The sequence below is a fragment of the Bifidobacterium coryneforme genome (assembly GCF_000737865.1).
Lineage (GTDB): Bacteria > Actinomycetota > Actinomycetes > Actinomycetales > Bifidobacteriaceae > Bombiscardovia > Bombiscardovia coryneformis.
Genome location: NZ_CP007287.1, coordinates 759,181 through 776,065 on the forward strand (window position 1 = coordinate 759,181; position 16,885 = coordinate 776,065).

Sequence of the window (16,885 nt, forward strand, 5' to 3'; positions counted from 1 at the left end):
GCTTTTCATGGCATCAGAAGAAGCGAAATTCGTGGCACGGGCCCAGCGTCTGGCTGGTCCCCGCGGCCTTGCGGCCATGCCTCAGAGCAGGTACGTGCTTCCTCAGTTCGAGGAGCGCACCCCTTACGGGTATAAGCGTCAGGATCCGTACACCAGGCTCTTTGATGATCGAATCATCTTCATGGGCGTTCAGGTCGACGACACTTCCGCCGACGACATCATGGCCCAGCTGCTGGTCCTGGAAAGCCAGGATCCCAATCGCGATGTGATTATCTACATCAACTCGCCCGGCGGCTCCATGACTGCCATGACGGCCATCTATGACACCATGCAGTACATCAAGCCCGACGTGCAGACCGTCTGCCTTGGGCAGGCGGCATCGGCCGCCGCCATTCTCCTGGCTGCCGGCGCCGAGGGCAAGCGGCTGATTCTGCCCAATGCCCGTGTGCTGATTCACCAGCCGGCCATGGAACAGGACTTCGGCAAGGCCACGGAGATAGAGATTCAGGCCAAGGAAATGCTGCGTATGCGGACCTGGTTGGAAGAGACCCTTTCCAGGCACACCGGCCAGCCTGTCGAGAAGATTCGCAAGGATATCGAAATCGACACGATCCTGACGGCCCAGGAGGCCAAGGACTACGGCATGGTGGACGAGGTTCTGGAACACCGCAAGTAGATTCGGTCCCACCCGGTTTCCGGGCAGGGCAATTCCCCGACTGGTCTATGAAGATGGGCAGGTCGGGGATTTTTCATATCCTGGAGGCAGGCAGGGCCTATCATGAAATATGACGGTGGGATTTCTGCGGGTCCTTACCGATTCGACGGGAAGGTTGAGAATGGGACGAGTGGTCAGCTATAACGACGGCCTGAGCAGATGTGAGTTCTGCGGCAAGGACGAGCATCAGGTGCGTCGTTTGGTCAAGGGCCCTTCGTCGGCCATCTGCGACGAGTGCATCCAACTCTGCACGCAGATCATCCAGGAGGACCAGGCCAAGGATGCCGCCAAGGACAGGAAGTCCCTGCCGGTGCCCAGTCGCATATTCGATTATCTGAACCGGTATGTGATTGGTCAGGATTCCGCCAAGAGGACCCTCTCGGTGGCGGTCTACAATCACTACAAACGAGTCAACCTGGAGTTGAACGATCTCCAGACCACTGCGGGGGATGGTGGCCGGAGCGCCATGACGCTCAAAGGTCCGAGCAGTGAGCCTGCGGGCCAGGACGAGGACCCTGCCCTGCATGCGCAGGTGGATAAGTCCAACATCCTGCTTCTTGGCCCTACGGGGGTGGGGAAGACATACCTGGCCCAGACCCTGGCCAAAATCATGGATGTTCCCTTTGTCATCACCGACGCCACCACACTCACCGAAGCCGGGTATGTGGGAGACGATGTGGAGACCGTCCTACAGCGCCTCCTGCAGGAAGCCAACGGTGACCTTGACCGTGCACAGCACGGCATCATTTATATCGACGAAATCGATAAAATCGCCCGCAAATCGGGCGAAAACACCTCCATCACCCGGGATGTGTCGGGAGAAGGGGTCCAGCAGGCCCTGCTCAAGGTGATCGAGGGGACCATGGCCTCCGTCCCCCTTGAGGGGACCCGTAAGCATGGTGAGATCAAGACGGTCAAGATGAACACCCGTGACATACTCTTCATCTGCGGTGGAGCCTTTGTGGGGCTGGATGATATCGTCCGTAGGCGTTTGGGGGTGCATGAGAGCGGGTTCTCCGCCGCTAGGGAGCAGGAGAAGCGGGTGGCGGATGAGGACATCCTGGGGGAGGTGAGTGCCGACGACCTGGAGGAGTTCGGACTCCTCCCGGAGTTCATCGGACGCCTGCCTGTGGTGACGACCCTGCGCCCGCTTACCGTAGACCAGCTGAAGCAGGTCCTGACGCAACCCGACGATGCCCTGGTCAACCAGTACCGCCGCATGTTCCTGGATGATGGGGCGGATCTGGAATTCACCGATGAGGCACTGGACCGGGTGGCTGGGATCGCCCTGGAGCGCGGTGTGGGGGCCAGAGGACTACGTGGCATCATCGAGAGGATCCTGGAAGGGGCCATGTTCGAGATTCCCGACCGGCAGGATGTGACCAAGGTTCTGGTCGATGCCGACGCGGTGGAAGGCAGGCGGCCCCCCCAGTATGTGATGGAACAGGGTGGGACGGGCAGGACCGGTCGTCGCAAGAGCTGATCGGAATGGTCGGGGTGCCCGGTTGACCGGGCCGGATAGGATGGTAACCGGTGCGGACACAGGCGGGTCCCGCATAGGATGCCCGTCTCAGTTCGCAAATGGTGTCTTCGGAAGGAACGCCCATGGGCAAACGAAATGCCGTGGTGGTCACGCACAGACGTGTGCGCTCCAGTGGCAATCTGGTCAATGAGGCGGTCCAGCAGCTTCAGACCGATGGGTTCCAGGTTGACATCATAGACAATATCGAGGCTCCAGAGTTCGGGCAAGGCTCTCAGCAGGTCAGCGATGATACGGAAATCGTCATCGTTCTTGGCGGAGATGGGACCATACTTCGTGCCGCCGAACTGGTCAAGGGCACCAAGGTCCCCATTCTCGGTGTCAATACGGGGCACGTGGGTTTCCTGGCGGAGTTCGAGAGCTTCCAGATAGGCGAGGCCATCCGACGGGTGGCCGATCATGATTACTCCATAGACGAGCGGATGCTGGCTCACGTGGATCTGTGGCTGCCCGGGGTCGATGAGCCCATATCTGACTGGGCCCTGAACGATATGACCCTCGAACGTTACGACCGGGGCAAGATGATTGAGGTATCAGTTCGGGTTGACGATGTGGAGATGAGCTCCTTCGGGTGCGACGGGATGATTGTGTCCACGCCCACTGGGTCCACGGCATATGCCTTTTCTGTGGGTGGCCCCATCATCTGGCCCGACGCCAACTCCCTTCAAATGGTGCCGATTGCGGCTCACGCCCTCTTTGCCCGTTCACTCATCATCGGACCGGATTCGCGCTTTACCCTGGATGTTCTTGACGACTCCCAGTCCGCGGGATGGATCTGCAATGACGGTCGCAGGCAGCGGCTTGTGCCCACGGGGTCAAGGGTGGTCGTCCGCCAATCCGAAGACATCCTGCGTCTGGCGCGTCTTTCCGGGGTTCCCTTCACCCAACGTCTGGTTTCCAAGTTCGACCTGCCTGTGGTCGGCTGGCGTGAGCAGCATAAGCCCAATCAGCGGGGCGCGGGTCCAGGGCAATCTGAGGGGAGGCGCTGATGTTGGAGGAGCTTGAGGTCCGTGATCTGGGTCCGATCCATCATGCCCTGTTGAAGCCTGCGACCGGCATGACGGCCATCACCGGTGAAACCGGGGCCGGGAAGTCCATGCTGCTCAACGCCATAAGGCTGCTTTCCGGGGTTCCGGCCAGGGGTGACCTTGTGTCACCGGGTAGCAAAGAGGCCTGGGTGCAGGGCATATTCACCCAGGAAGAGGGGGCGCCGGTACTTGGAATCATCGATCAGGCGGGGCTGCCTGCCGAAGATGATGGTCAGGTTTTCATCTCCCGCTCGATACCCGTCGGAGGGAGATCCCGGGCAGCCGTCAACGGGAGGTCTGCCCCTCGGTCACTTCTGGAGGGGATTTCCTCCGACCTGGTCACCGTGCATGGGCAGACTGATCAGATGAGGATGGCCAATCCCGGTCGTCAGCGCGATTTTCTGGACGCCTATGCCCAGGATGAGCACGAACTGGCCGAGTTTCGGCTGGCCTGGTCCAGCTATCAGTCCAGCCGGAAGCGTCTTGATTCCCTGCGCAATCAGGAGGCAGGTCTGGCGGCCCAGGCCGATTACCTACGTGAGTCCATCGACAGGATTGACCAGGTTGACCCCCATCCCGGTGAGGACGAGGACCTTCACCAGCAGCGTGACAGGATTGAACATGCTGCCCAGATAAGCCAGGGATTGAGGATGGCCCTGGGTGCCTTGGATGCCGCCCAGGTGGATCCGGACGGTGACGGTCCGTCGGTGTCGGGACTGCTGGAGCAGGCCATATCAGCCCTGGAAGGAATCGGGATTGGTGGCGTCTTCCAGGAGAGCGCCCGACGGTTGCGTTCAATGAACACGGACCTGTCGGACCTGGTCTTCACCCTCAGCAGTGAGATGGATGATGAGGTTCAAGAGGGGGATCTGGACAAGATAAATGCCCGGATTCACGACCTGGGAGAGCTGACCAGGAGGTGGGGCCCCACCATAGATGACGTGCTGGCCTGGAGAGACAAGTCCCGGTTGGATCTGGAAGACATGGATGCCTCGCCTGAGAAGCTCCAGGAGCTGCAGGACCAGTGCAGCCATGACAGGGATGCCGCCCTGAAGGCGGCTCGAGCACTTTCCCGGGCCCGGGCCACAGCAGGTCATACCCTGGGCGACAGGGTTTCCGAAGAGCTGGAATCCTTGGCAATGGCAGGGGCTGGCCTGGAGGTCAAGGTCGTTCAGCAAGACGACGATGCCTTGGACCAGCATGGACTGGATGACATATCCTTCCTCTTCACCCCCTATCCGGGATCGCCCCAGTTGCCTATGGGCAAGAGTGCTTCGGGTGGTGAGTTGAGTCGTTTGATGCTGGCCATGGAACTGGTGGCGGCTGAAGCAAGGACGGCCGGCATGAAGCCCGGTGCGGGTAATGGCCAGGCCTCGGATGGAGGCGGGGATGTTCTGCCGAACCAGAATCAGGCCATGCGGGAATCCATGACGTTCATCTTTGATGAGGTGGATGCCGGCGTGGGAGGACGTGCCGCTGTTGAGCTCGGTCGTCGCCTGGCCAGGTTGGCGGTCACATCCCAGGTGATTGTGGTCACCCACCTGCCTCAGGTGGCTTCCTGGGCCGATGCCCAGTTTGTCGTGTCCAAGCATGACGGCCAGTCCGGGGGAGTGGAAACCGTCGTAGATGAGGTTGCCGGCGAAACCAGGCAGCGTGAGATAGCACGAATGCTGTCGGGAAGCGAATCGACGACCTCTTTGGAACATGCGCGGGAGCTTCTTGTATCCAGTCGCTTGTGAGGTAATCGCTGTCAGGCCTCTGGAACCGGTGGGTGACCTGCCTTTTCCACTCCAGCGGTCTTGCGGGTGACCTGGATTAGCCAGAGATCCGCCTGCATAGAGAATCTCAAACATCCTGCAAACCTGTAGTGGCTGCCGCAGATCTACAACTCGGGAAGGTGATCGGTAGTGATGACACAGCTCGTCAATGAGGGTAAGGGCGCCATTTTCGATTTGGATGGCACCCTCTTGGACTCCATGGGGGTCTGGAAGGAAGTGGACAGGCTGTTCTTCGAACGCCGTGGCATCTCCATGCCGCCCGACTATGCCCATGCGGTGGCGGCCATGCAGTCAGGCGATATAGCCGACTACACCATCAGGCGATTCTCCTTGGATGAGGACAGAGAGGACCTGATGCGGGAATGGACTGATACGGCAGAGGAATTGTATGCGAACCAGGTCCGGACGAAACCGCACGCACTCGAGTACCTGCATCACCTGCGCAGCACCGGGGCCAACTTGGCCGTTGCGACCAGCCTGGCACCCAGATTGAGGGATGCCGCCCTGCTGCATGCAGGCATCAGGGACTGCTTTGATGTGGTATGCAGTGTCGATGACGCCGGTCTTGGAGGCAAGGAACGCCCCGACATCTTCCTCTATACTGCGAAGAACCTCGGTGTGGCTCCTGAAGATTGTACGGTTTTCGAGGATATACTCATCGCTGTCCGTACGGCAAAGTCGGTAAGAATGCAGGTCTGGGCCATGTTTGATGCATCCTCCCAAGGGGATTGGGAACGTATCCGCAAGGAAGCGGATGGAGTCATTCGCGATTTCAACCAGGCACCGCTCCGACTTTGAGAGAAGCTGCTTCCTCTCTGCGTCCTGGCAGGTGGGTTCCCTAGCTGTTCATTTCCATGGCGGCACGGCGAACGTATGCCGGCATTTCCGCGATATCTATGCAGTCCGTGAAGCGAACCTTGGCCGTTTCCAGGTTGCGCAGGTTGGACGGTGCCTGGGTGTGGGTCGCATCAGAGAGGACATCCATGCAGGCGAAGTCGCTGCCTTGGGTGGCAAGCCCCAGTGATTGTCCGACCACACGGGGGAACTTGTATGGGCTTGCGGTCGAAAGAAGGATGCGGGGGATGCCGTCGCGGCGGTGCCTGCGGTTCATTACATGGTAGCCGCAGGCAGTATGGGGGTCCATCAGATAGTTGTGGTCCTGCCAGCAATCGTGTATCGCTGCAGACACCTCGTCTTCATCGGCCCAGCCGCATGCAAAGAGGGACTGGATTCGTCTCAGGAGGCCGGACGGGACCTGATATCGGCCGGTAGTGGCGAGGTCTTCCATCAGGGAGGCGATCAGTTTCGTGTCGCCGTCAGACATGTAGTAGAGCATCCTCTCCAGGTTGGAGGAGATGAGGATGTCCATGCTGGGGGAGGTGGTGGTGTAGAAGGGGCGGTTCCTGTCATACACTCCGGAGGTCAGGAAGTCCGACAGGACCTTGTTCCGATCCGAGGCAACGGTCAGCCGTTCCACCGGCAACCCCATCATCTTGGCGTAGTAACCAGCCAGGATGTCTCCGAAGTTGCCGGTGGGCACGAAGAACTCCACAGGGTCCCCGGCCTTGATGGCACCCTGATCAAGGAGGGAACCGTAGGCATGGAAGTAGTAGACGACCTGGGGGACCAGACGACCCACGTTTATCGAATTGGCCGATGACAGGGCGGTTCCGGCTCCGTTTGCCAAGGTGGAGGCCAGCTCCCGGTCGGCGAAGATGGTCTTGACGGCTGACTGGGCATCATCGAAGTTGCCTCGGACGGCGCAGACACGAACGTTGGAACCTGCCTGGGTGACCATCTGCAGCCGTTGTACCTGGCTGACCTTGCCTTCCGGGTAGAAGACCGTGATGCCCGTGCCCGGGGTGTCGGCGAATCCTGACAGGGCAGCCTTGCCGGTGTCGCCCGAGGTTGCCGTCAGAATCATGATTCGTTGGTCGTCGTCTCCCTGGGGGAGGGCCTGGCTCATCAGTCTGGGCAGTATCTGGAGGGCCACATCCTTGAAGGCCGAAGTCGGGCCGTTGAAGAGCTCGAGCACATAGTCATCGCCCACCTGGGTCAGTGGGGTGATCGCGGGGGTGGACCATTGTTCGCCATAGGCTGCCCGAATCGACCGGTCCAGTTCATCGGCCGTGTAGTCATCCAGAAGCAGCCCCAAAATTCTGGCTGCCGTCTGCCGGTAGGTCTGCCCGGCCAGGCAGGCTGGGTCGACCTGGATCGATGCCAGTTGATCGGTGACGAAGAGACCGCCGTCCGGGGCGATTCCTTGACGAATGGCCTGCTTGGAGGTCACGGTCTGTTCTGTGCTGCGTGTGCTGTGGAATACCTTCATGCGGTAGTGCCCTTCCGCCCTGGTCTCTCCTGATGGTCCGCCTTGAAATACAAGGAGGTACATCACAATTCTATTCCTGGGTAAGGTCGGGAAGCCCTATTGTGGCCAAGGGCCGCAACCCTGTTCGTTCAAGGCCGGACAGGGCTTTATAGGCTCCTGCCTGCCAAGAGGTGGGTTCATAATGTGGACAGATTCGAGGAGAAATGGCGATTCCGTTAAGGTGTCCAGCGTACAGTATTGCCAACCAGCCTTGAATACGTGTGGCTGTGCGTCAAACAAAAGGAGAGACCTATGGTCGAAGAGAATCTGGTACAGCGATCAAACGATGCCTTCAACTCTTCGATTTCGCAGGTCGACCCTGAGATCGCCCGGTTGCTGGATTGCGAGTTGGACCGTCAACGTGGCGGACTGGAGATGATCGCCTCCGAGAACTTCGTCCCCAAGGCCGTTCTGCAGGCCCAGGGTTCCGTGTTAACCAACAAGTACGCAGAGGGATATCCCGGAAGACGGTACTACGGCGGTTGTGAGTGGGTCGACCAGGTCGAGACCTTGGCCCGCGACCGTGCCAAGGAGCTCTTTGGCGCCGAATACGCCAACGTGCAACCGCATGCCGGCGCCCAGGCCAACGCCGCCGTCTATCAGGCGCTGATCAAGCCGGGGGATACCGTCCTGGGTCTTGCCCTGGACCATGGCGGTCACCTGACCCATGGCATGAAGATCAACTTCTCAGGACGTTTCTATCGGGCTGAGGCCTATGGGGTCAACCCCGAGACCTATCGCATCGATCCTGAGATAATCCGTCAGCGTGCCAAGGAAGCCCATCCGGCCCTGATTATCGGCGGCTGGAGTGCCTATCCCCGTATCGAGGATTTCAAGGCCATGAAAGAGATAGCCGATGAGGTCGGTGCCAAGTTCTGGGTGGACATGGCCCACTTTGCGGGTATGGTGGCAGCCGGACTGCATCCGAGTCCGGTTCCCTACGCAGATGTGGTCTCCTCCACGGCCCACAAGACCCTGGGCGGGCCACGTTCAGGCTTCATCCTGGCCAAGCAGGAATACGGAAAGAAGATCAACTCCGCCGTCTTCCCCGGTAACCAGGGTGGGCCCCTCATGCATGTCATCGCAGCCAAGGCCGTCGCCTTCAAGCTGGCGGGAACCCCCGAGTTCAGGCAGCGCATGCAGCGCACCCTGGATGGGGCCAAGATTCTCGCAGAGCGACTGATGGCTCCCGATGTGGCGGCAAATGGAATCACCGTCCTGACCGGTGGAACGGACGTTCATCTGGTCATGGTCGACCTGCGCGACAGCGAAATGGATGGTCAACAGGGTGAGGACCTTCTGGCGCGCGTCGGCATCACGGTCAATAGGAACACGGTTCCCTTCGACCCGCGTCCGGCCTCCGTGGCATCGGGTCTGCGCATCGGCACCTCGGCACTGGCCACCCGAGGATTCGGCGACGCACAGTATGAAGAGGTGGCCGACGTGATCGGTACCGCCCTTGCTCAAGGCAAGAACGCCGACGTTGATGCCCTCAAGGCTCGCGTGGACCGTCTGGTCGAGGAGTTCCCGCTTTACCCCGGGCTCGAACAGACCCACTGATTGGAAGACTCGGAATCATCGATTCCCGGTAACTGGAAGACCTGGTCGTGACTTGGCCGGGTCTTCCTGCTGTCTCAGTGGGCGGGGACTGGCGCTTCGCCGGGGCAGGTAATCGGGGAACCCCACTCATTCATCCTCTCGGGATTCAAGGAATCACTGCCTTCCTGTGACGGGTGCCACGGGTGGGAAAGTCGGGCAACCGTGCCGTCAGGGTTACAATCGGAGCAATAGCCAGATTGGGCCCCGGCCCTGGATTGCGAGAGGACCACAGGATGAGTGATCAGCAGACCTCCCTGAGTCAGTCGGATATCTCTGCCAGGATCTGTGCCATGGCGGACAGGGCAGCCCAGGCCCAGACCGGATTGGCCCTGATGGATGGCGAGGCCAGGAACGCCCTGCTTATGGCCCTGGCGGATGCCCTCATCGCCTCGGCTGGCGATATCGAGGCAGCCAATCGATCCGACCTGGATGAAGCCTTCGAATCCGGCATGTCGGCAGGTCTGATTGACAGGCTGCGTCTGGACACGATCAGGGTGGCTGCGGCCGCCAGGGGAGTTCGTCAGGTGGCCGCCCTTCCAGATCCTCTTGGCAGCCTGGTGCAGGGGCATGAAATGCCCAACGGTGTGCGGCTCAACCAGGTCAGGGTGCCTCTTGGGGTCGTAGCCATGATTTATGAAGCCCGCCCCAACGTAACCATCGATGTTGTCTCCCTCTGCCTGAAATCCGGCAATGCCGTTCTTCTGCGTGGCGGTCATGCGGCGGAACGAACCAACCGGGTCCTGGTCGATCTGATTGGCGGGGTATTGGAGCAAGAGGGGTTGGACCCGTCCCTGGTTGCCTCGGTCGACGAATTCGGCCGGCAGGGTGCTCAGGCCCTGATGCAGGCCCGCGGTCATATCGACCTCCTGATTCCGCGCGGTGGTAAGGATCTAATCCAGAGCGTCGTCTCCCAGGCAACGGTACCGACAATCGAGACCGGTGCAGGTAACGTTCATATCTATCTGGACAGGTCGGCGGATCTGGACAAGGCCATCCCGGTCATCGTCAACGCCAAGACCCAACGGGTCGGTGTCTGCAACGCCGCTGAAAAGCTGATTGTCCACCGCGATGTGGCTGCTGACTTCCTTCCCCGTATTGCACGTGCCCTGACCACCGCCCAGGTGGAACTTCGTCTGGATACGGTTTCCATGGACATCCTCTGTTCCCGTGGCGCCGGCAATGGCGGCGAGGGAGTCGACCTACCCCCGGAACTGCTCCGGGAGGCGGAGTCCGAGGACTGGGGGACCGAGTACCTGGATATGAAGATGGGGGTCAAGGTGGTCGATTCCCTCGACGAGGCCATCGATCACATCAACCGGTACTCCACAGGTCACACCGAGGCAATTCTGGCTGAGGACTATGAGGCTGTCGAGGAATTCACCAAACGGGTGGACTCTGCTGTGATCATGGTCAATGCATCGACCAGGTTCACCGACGGAGGCCAGTTCGGAATGGGGGCCGAACTCGGCATCTCCACCCAGAAGCTCCACGCGCGAGGCCCCATGGGCCTGCAGGAGTTGACAACTACCAAGTGGGTCGGTTACGGAAGGGGGCAGGTGCGCCCGTGAATGAAGAGGTTGAGGAACTGTTCTGCCAAGAGCGTGACAATCCGCGTATATGGCTTCGGGTGGCATCAGAGCGGCTCAGCATACTCAGATATGTCTTCCTGGTTCAGATAGAGGACGGCATTCCCGATGCCGAGCAACGGGCATGCCTTGAATACGCCGATGCTGTCTTGATTGGCTGGCCGGATGAGGATTCCGATCAGGTACATGATCTGAATGAGGAGGAGCTCAACGAGGTCCGTCGTCAGATTACGGTCATGGAGGATCACGTCCCTACCTTCCGCAATCAGGAACAGGACGGGAAGATAGCCGATCTGGCGGCCTCCCTGGTCATCATCACCCAATGCGTGGCACAGGTGCGCCGCGCCTACCAGCCCGAGTTTCCCCTGCCGACCTTCGCCGAGATTCGGCGGGTTGTGCAAGAGGAATGGGACGCCGATATGGAACGTATCGGTTCCGATCGGGTCAGTCCCAGTGCCGAGCAGCTCAAGGAGGAGGTCATTGCCGAGAGGGAGGAGAACGCCTCCCTTGTCAGGCAGGAAAACCGCGAATCAGCAGGTGATGGGCACGGGGCTGGTGATGCCAGGTGAATCCGGGAAAGTCGGACGGGGACCGCAGAATGTCCGATTTGTCCAAGATTGACCAGCCAGGGCCGACGGACCCTACCCGGCTTCATACCGATGTTCCCGAGCCGGGTAAGAGGACCAGGGTTGGGATCATGGGCGGAACCTTCGATCCGATCCATAATGGGCACCTGGTCGCCGCCTCGGAGGTGGCATGGGTCTATGACCTGGACGAAGTCATCTTCGTGCCTACCGGGCGGCCTGTGTTCAAGCTCGACAAGGCCGTGACCAATGCCGAGGACCGATATCTGATGACGGTCATAGCCACGGCTTCCAATCCAAAATTCACGGTTTCCCGGGTCGATATCGACCGACCGGGTGTCACCTACACCGTTGACACCCTCCGCGATATCCAGCGGCTGAGGCCCGACAGCGATCTCTTCTTCATCACCGGGGCTGATGCGGTTGCCGAGATCATGCGCTGGAAGGATGCCGATACCATGTGGGATCTCGCCCACTTCGTGGCCGTATCCCGACCGGGGTACTCGTCCAGCCTGCCCGCCCTGAACGTGCCCGATCATAAGGTCGATATGTTGGAGATCCCCGCTCTGTCCATCTCCTCCACGGACATCCGTCGCCGATCGGTGAAGGACATGCCCGTCTGGTATCTGGTCCCCGATGGGGTTGTCCAGTACATCAACAAGCACGGGCTCTACAGACACAGAGGCGGCGAGACCGAAACGGATTGAGGGCATGTCAGGGGCGCAACGGGTCCGGGCAACACGAATTACCGATAGTGTCAGTGTGCGCGATTATCATGGGTCCTGTCCGCTTCAGCGACAACAACGTTTGGAGATATGGTGAGCGCAATCCTCGAAGGCAGACCAGGCAAAAATCTCATACTGGTAACGGGTAGAACCCACCCGAAGCTTGCTGCGGATGTGGCCGATCAACTCGGCATCGATGTTCTTGAGACCACGGCCTACGACTTCGCCAACGGCGAGATGTACGTACGGTATACGGAATCGGTGCGAGGAGCGGATGTCTTCGTTCTCCAGAGCCATGCCGATCCCATCAACAAGTCAATCATGGAGCAGTTGATCATGATTGATGCCCTGAAGCGTGCTTCCGCACGCAGCATCACCGCCGTATGCCCCCTGTTGGGCTACTCGCGCCAGGACAAGAAGCACCTTGGTCGTGAACCCATCTCCTGCCGTCTCATGTTCGATCTCCTCAAGGCTGCGGGTGCTGACCGAATCATGTCGGTGGACCTGCATGCGTCCCAGTCCCAAGGTTTCTTCGACGGCCCGGTGGACCACCTGATTGCCATGCCTGTACTGGTGGATTACGTCCGCGACCGGATGGACCTCTCCAAGGTTGCCGTCGTTTCTCCCGATGCCGGCCGCATCCGTGTGGCAGAGCAGTGGGCCCAGCGACTGGGGGGCGTTCCCCTGGCCTTCATCCACAAGACCCGTGATGTGACCCAGCCCAACAAGGCCGTGGCACACCGTGTGGTCGGCGAGGTGAAGGGACTGGACTGCGTCCTGGTCGATGACCTGATCGATACGGGTGGCACCATTGCCGAGGCCTGCAACGTGCTTCGCGATGCCGGCGCCAACTCCATCACCATCGTGGCCACCCACGGCGTCATGTCCGGCCCTGCCGTGCAGAGGCTCCGCGATTGCCAGGCCAAGGAAGTGGTCGTGACCGATACGGTTCCGATTCCTTCCGAAAAGCGTTGGGACGGACTGACGGTGCTCTCCATCGCCCCGCTCCTGTCCTCGGCCATCAGGGCGGTCTTCGAGGACGGCTCGGTCGCCAAGCTCTTTGATACCTACCCTGCCCATCACGGTCAGGGATTCCTCTTCGCCTGAGAGGGTCTCGGACGACTCGGCTGTTCCGGACGGCGCCCGGTCTGTACCGGGCGTGCCGCAATCGCTGGTCTGTGGCATAATAAAACCTGGCGGGTCGCTAGATTCCGCCCTTCCCCCATGGTGTAATGGCAGCACACGGGTCTTTGGAACCCTTAGTCTTGGTTCGAATCCAGGTGGGGGAGCTTACGCTCGCCGATTTTCCGGTCGGAGACGGCCTTAAGGGGTCGGTGATCAACCGAAAGGAACTGACTTGGCAGTCAAGAAGATCGAAACCTGGCTCACCGATATGGACGGGGTGCTGGTGCATGAGAATACCGCCTTGCCCGGAGCTGCCGAATTCATCGAGACCCTGAAGGAACATGATCGACAGTATCTGGTCCTGACCAACAACCCGATCTACACCCCGCGTGACCTCTCTGCCAGACTGGGGCGTAGCGGCATCGATGTGCCCGAGGACCGGATATGGACATCGGCCCTGGCCACCGCGGACTTTGTCGCCCGGACCATTCCTCGCGGTTCCGCCTACGTGATTGGCGAGGCCGGTCTGACAACGGCCCTGCATGAGGCAGGATTCATCCTCTCCGATATCAATCCGGACTATGTCATCCTCGGCGAGACCAGGACCTACTCCTTCGAATCGATTACCACGGCCATACGGCTGATACTTGGGGGAGCCCGCTTCATCTGCACCAACCCCGATGCGACCGGGCCCAGCGAGAACGGTATTCTGCCTGCGGCCGGATCGGTGGCCGCCCTGGTGACCAAGGCAACCAACCGCGAGCCCTACTTCGTCGGCAAGCCCAATCCCATCATGTTCCGCACCGCCCTGAACCGCGTCGGTGGGCACTCGGAGACCACTGCCATGATTGGCGACAGGATGGATACCGATGTGGTGGCCGGCGTCGAGGCGGGTCTCAACACCTTCCTGGTCCTGACCGGCATCACCAAGCGTGAAGAGGTGGAGACCTTCCCCTTCAGGCCGGATAAGGTGGTTGATTCGATCAAGAACCTGATTGATGTCGCCGAGAGCGGGGTAGTGGAGTTTTGACACGGGAATCGGGCCTGACGGCCGGTATCATCCTTGCAGCCGGTGAGGGGACCCGCATGCGGTCCTCCCGTCCCAAGGTCCTGCACAAGTTGGCAGGCAAGACCTTCCTTGAGCGGGTCATGGCATCGGTCACGGCCCTGGATCCGGGACTGACTGCTGTCGTGGTCCATTTCCAGGCCGAAAAGGTCGCCGCCGCAGCGCGTTCGTATGATGATCGGGTCCGTATCGTCCAGCAGGATGATCGCCCCGGTACGGGCCGCGCAGTCCAGTGCGCCATGGACCAGCTTGACCGGAGTCTCGACCCCGATGGATACGTGCTTATTGCCGCTTCCGACATGCCGCTTCTCGACACGAACACCCTTCGCGGGCTGATTGACCACCATATCCAGGCCGGAGACGGGGCGACGGTCCTGACCGTGAGTCTGGATGACCCGACCGGCTACGGTCGCATCATTCGGGACCAGGATGGGCGGGTGCTCCGCATCGTCGAGCAGAAGGATGCCACCGGTACCGAGCTTGCCGTCAGGGAGGTCAATACCTCCGTCTACGTCTTCAATGTCGATGTGCTCCGCCAGGCCATCAAGGGCCTCAAGGACAGCAATGCCCAGGGGGAGTTCTACCTGACCGATGCCTTGGAGACGGCCCGCCAGTCGGGCACGGTGGGTGCCTTCACGGCTCCTGACCCACTCAGTGTCGAAGGCGTCAATGACAGGGTCCAGCTGGCCTCCCTGTCCAAAAAACACAACATACGGGTATGCCACGAGCTGATGCGATCCGGGGTGACCATCCTGGATCCGGAGACCACCTGGATCGAGGACGGCGTAACCATCGAGCCCGACGCCACGATTCTGCCGGGCTGCTTCCTTCAGGGGCATACCACCATCGCCTCGAATGCGACGGTTGGCCCTTATACGACCCTTATCGATGCCGTCATCGACCAGGACGCCACCGTGGAACGCTCAAGAGTGCAGGAGACCCACATCGGTGCCAGGGCCAATATCGGGCCGTGGACCTATATGAGACCAGGTAATGACCTGGCCGAGGACACCAAGGCCGGAGCCTTCGTCGAGATGAAGAAGGCCAAAATCGACCATGGGACCAAGGTTCCCCATCTTTCCTACGTGGGTGATACCCATATCGGTCATGACAGCAATATCGGCGGCGGGAGCATCACGGCCAACTATGACGGGGTGCACAAGAATCGGACCGAAATAGGGTCAGGTGTCCATGTCGGCGCAGGTAATCTCTTCGTGGCCCCCGTCCAGGTCGGCGACGAGGTGACGACCGGTGCGGGCACAGTGATTCGCCATGATGTTCCTGACGATGCCATGGTCTATTCCACCAACGACCAGCACACGGTCGAGGACTGGAAACCGGAGTGGGAGCGCTGAGTCGTTCCTCCGAGGTAACCCGCGATCTCAAGCCAGGCTCCTTCTCCAAAGGGTCAAGGCTTGGGGAATAATGATGGATACAGTACATAGAGCAGTGTTCGAAACCTCGGACACTTCCGATCGAAAGGCGTTTCAGTGCCAGCATTGCAGGATTCCATAGACGCGGTACGGGTGGCCGCGCAAGCCGCCAACGATATCAAGGCCATGGACATCGTCGCCTTCGACGTCTCCCAGCCGATCGCCATTACCGACATCTTCATGGTGGCAACCGGCGGAAACGAGCGGCAGGTCCTGGCCATCGCCGAAGAGGTGGAGAAGCAGCTCCATATCCAGTGTGGACGCGACACCCGCTCTCGTGAGGGGGTCGAAGAGGCGCAGTGGATCCTGCTGGACTATGGGGACTTCGTCATCCACATCATGCACAAGCAGGCCCGGAAGTACTACGACCTTGAGCGCCTTTGGAAGGACTGCCCTCAGGTTGACCTCCAGCTGGAGCATCAATTCACCCTGGATGATGACCAATCCGAGGAGGAGGATTCCGACTCCCTGATGGCCGGATTCGACGATGCCGACATGCGCAGTCGCTTCGCCCGTCAGGAAGAGGATGAGGGGAAGCGGTCATGAGCGGGGGAGCCGGTTCGCTTCCGCATGTGAGTTCCCTGACCCTGGTCAGGCATGGGCAGACCGATTACAATGCCAAGCACCGTGTTCAGGGGCAGATCGACATCCCCCTGAACACGGTCGGTCGTTGGCAGGTTGAGCGCTCTGCCGAGGAGCTGCGACGCGAATATGTCGATACCGCTCCCGAGGGACGGAAGCAACTGGTCATCGCATCCGACCTGGGCCGGGCCATGGATACGGCCCGGGCCTTTGCCGACCCCCTGGGGCTGGAGGTCCATCCCGATCCCCGTCTGCGCGAGCGCGGATTCGGCGATTGGGAAGGTGTCAGTACCGAAGAGGCCATGGAGCGTTGGCCTGAGGACTATGCCTCATGGATGAGCGGCGGAGGCGGTGAGCTCAACCACGGTGCCGAGTCCAAGATCGAGGTGGGTCGGCGCGGACTTGAAGCCATCAATGAATGGACCCTGTCGGCCGATGCCGATACCGACCTGTTCGTCTTCTCCCATGGGTCGTTCATCTCCCAGTCGCTCCAAGCCCTTCTGGGTATGGCCAGGACCTATCCTGAGTACGTGGGCATGGTTACGATGCGTAACGCGCATTGGGCCAGGCTGGTGGCCAGGGACATGCTGGACGGTCAGTTGCGTTGGTCCATGATCGATTTCAACAGGGGGCCGGCCATAGCCATGCGTGGCGACTGGGATCGTCCCATGGGTCTGGTGGTTCAGGACTGACCACTGGACCATGCGGCAGAATACGAGAGGGTTCCGCATTCTGCTCTGTTCGAATTCGGCCTTG

Annotated in this window: 15 protein-coding genes and 1 tRNA gene; 15 read left to right on the forward strand and 1 reads right to left on the reverse strand. The window is 60.3% G+C overall.

The features are described from left to right. Positions 1-7: 7 nt before the first annotated feature. The 5 genes from bcor_RS02800 to bcor_RS02820 all read left to right on the forward strand — a co-directional run bounded on the left by bcor_RS02800 (position 8) and on the right by bcor_RS02820 (position 5,859). Entirely contained in the window at positions 8-676 is a 669-nt protein-coding gene (locus bcor_RS02800; RefSeq protein ID WP_033497113.1) for an ATP-dependent Clp protease proteolytic subunit, read from the forward strand. A 160-nt stretch (positions 677-836) separates the two neighbouring features. Continuing rightward, positions 837-2,198 (forward strand): ATP-dependent Clp protease ATP-binding subunit ClpX, encoded by a 1,362-nt coding sequence (clpX, locus tag bcor_RS02805; RefSeq protein WP_033490830.1) that lies wholly within the window; start codon positions 837-839, stop codon positions 2,196-2,198. Positions 2,199-2,320: 122 nt separating this feature from the next. Beyond that, entirely contained in the window at positions 2,321-3,244 is a 924-nt protein-coding gene (locus bcor_RS02810; protein WP_051875628.1) for an NAD kinase, read from the forward strand. Then, on the forward strand, positions 3,244-5,022 hold the full coding sequence (locus bcor_RS02815) for a DNA repair protein RecN (RefSeq protein ID WP_033497111.1): 1,779 nt from the start codon (positions 3,244-3,246) through the stop codon (positions 5,020-5,022). The genes bcor_RS02810 and bcor_RS02815 overlap by 1 nt, the downstream gene beginning before the upstream one ends. Positions 5,023-5,193: 171 nt before the next feature. Next, positions 5,194-5,859, forward strand: coding sequence for an HAD family hydrolase (locus bcor_RS02820; RefSeq protein WP_033497109.1), 666 nt, complete (start codon positions 5,194-5,196; stop codon positions 5,857-5,859). A gap of 40 nt (positions 5,860-5,899) precedes the next feature. On the opposite strand, the gene thrC is transcribed toward bcor_RS02820, so the two are convergent. Beyond that, entirely contained in the window at positions 5,900-7,390 is a 1,491-nt protein-coding gene (gene thrC / locus bcor_RS02825; RefSeq protein WP_033497400.1) for a threonine synthase, read from the reverse strand. Positions 7,391-7,681: 291 nt separating this feature from the next. On the opposite strand from thrC, the gene bcor_RS02830 reads away from it, so the two are divergent. The 10 genes from bcor_RS02830 (at position 7,682) to bcor_RS02875 (ending at position 16,821) form a co-directional block, all read left to right on the forward strand. Then, positions 7,682-8,989, forward strand: coding sequence for a serine hydroxymethyltransferase (locus tag bcor_RS02830; protein WP_033497107.1), 1,308 nt, complete (start codon positions 7,682-7,684; stop codon positions 8,987-8,989). Positions 8,990-9,261: 272 nt separating this feature from the next. Further along, positions 9,262-10,596 carry a glutamate-5-semialdehyde dehydrogenase gene (locus bcor_RS02835; protein WP_033497105.1) on the forward strand — a complete coding sequence of 445 codons (1,335 nt, stop codon included), beginning with the start codon at positions 9,262-9,264 and terminating at the stop codon, positions 10,594-10,596. Continuing rightward, positions 10,593-11,183 carry a hypothetical protein gene (locus bcor_RS02840; protein ID WP_045921228.1) on the forward strand — a complete coding sequence of 197 codons (591 nt, stop codon included), beginning with the start codon at positions 10,593-10,595 and terminating at the stop codon, positions 11,181-11,183. Before bcor_RS02835 ends, bcor_RS02840 begins: the two co-directional genes overlap by 4 nt. 29 nt (positions 11,184-11,212) lie before the next feature. Beyond that, positions 11,213-11,905 (forward strand): nicotinate-nucleotide adenylyltransferase, encoded by a 693-nt coding sequence (nadD, locus tag bcor_RS02845; protein ID WP_081870409.1) that lies wholly within the window; start codon positions 11,213-11,215, stop codon positions 11,903-11,905. 108 nt (positions 11,906-12,013) lie between these two features. Next, positions 12,014-13,030: a ribose-phosphate diphosphokinase gene (locus bcor_RS02850; RefSeq protein WP_033489972.1), complete on the forward strand. Its 1,017-nt coding sequence runs from the start codon at positions 12,014-12,016 to the stop codon at positions 13,028-13,030. A 111-nt stretch (positions 13,031-13,141) separates the two neighbouring features. Next, positions 13,142-13,212, forward strand: a tRNA-Gln gene (locus bcor_RS02855). A 68-nt stretch (positions 13,213-13,280) separates the two neighbouring features. Beyond that, a complete protein-coding gene (locus bcor_RS02860) occupies positions 13,281-14,078 on the forward strand; it encodes an HAD-IIA family hydrolase (RefSeq protein ID WP_033489974.1) in 798 nt (265 codons plus the stop codon). A 14-nt stretch (positions 14,079-14,092) separates the two neighbouring features. After that, a complete protein-coding gene (glmU, locus tag bcor_RS02865) occupies positions 14,093-15,469 on the forward strand; it encodes a bifunctional UDP-N-acetylglucosamine diphosphorylase/glucosamine-1-phosphate N-acetyltransferase GlmU (protein WP_033497394.1) in 1,377 nt (458 codons plus the stop codon). A gap of 135 nt (positions 15,470-15,604) precedes the next feature. After that, positions 15,605-16,093 carry a ribosome silencing factor gene (gene rsfS, locus bcor_RS02870; RefSeq protein WP_033489976.1) on the forward strand — a complete coding sequence of 163 codons (489 nt, stop codon included), beginning with the start codon at positions 15,605-15,607 and terminating at the stop codon, positions 16,091-16,093. Continuing rightward, complete coding sequence (locus tag bcor_RS02875) at positions 16,090-16,821, forward strand: histidine phosphatase family protein (protein WP_033489978.1); 732 nt, start codon at positions 16,090-16,092, stop codon at positions 16,819-16,821. The genes rsfS and bcor_RS02875 overlap by 4 nt, the downstream gene beginning before the upstream one ends. Positions 16,822-16,885 lie beyond the last annotated feature (64 nt).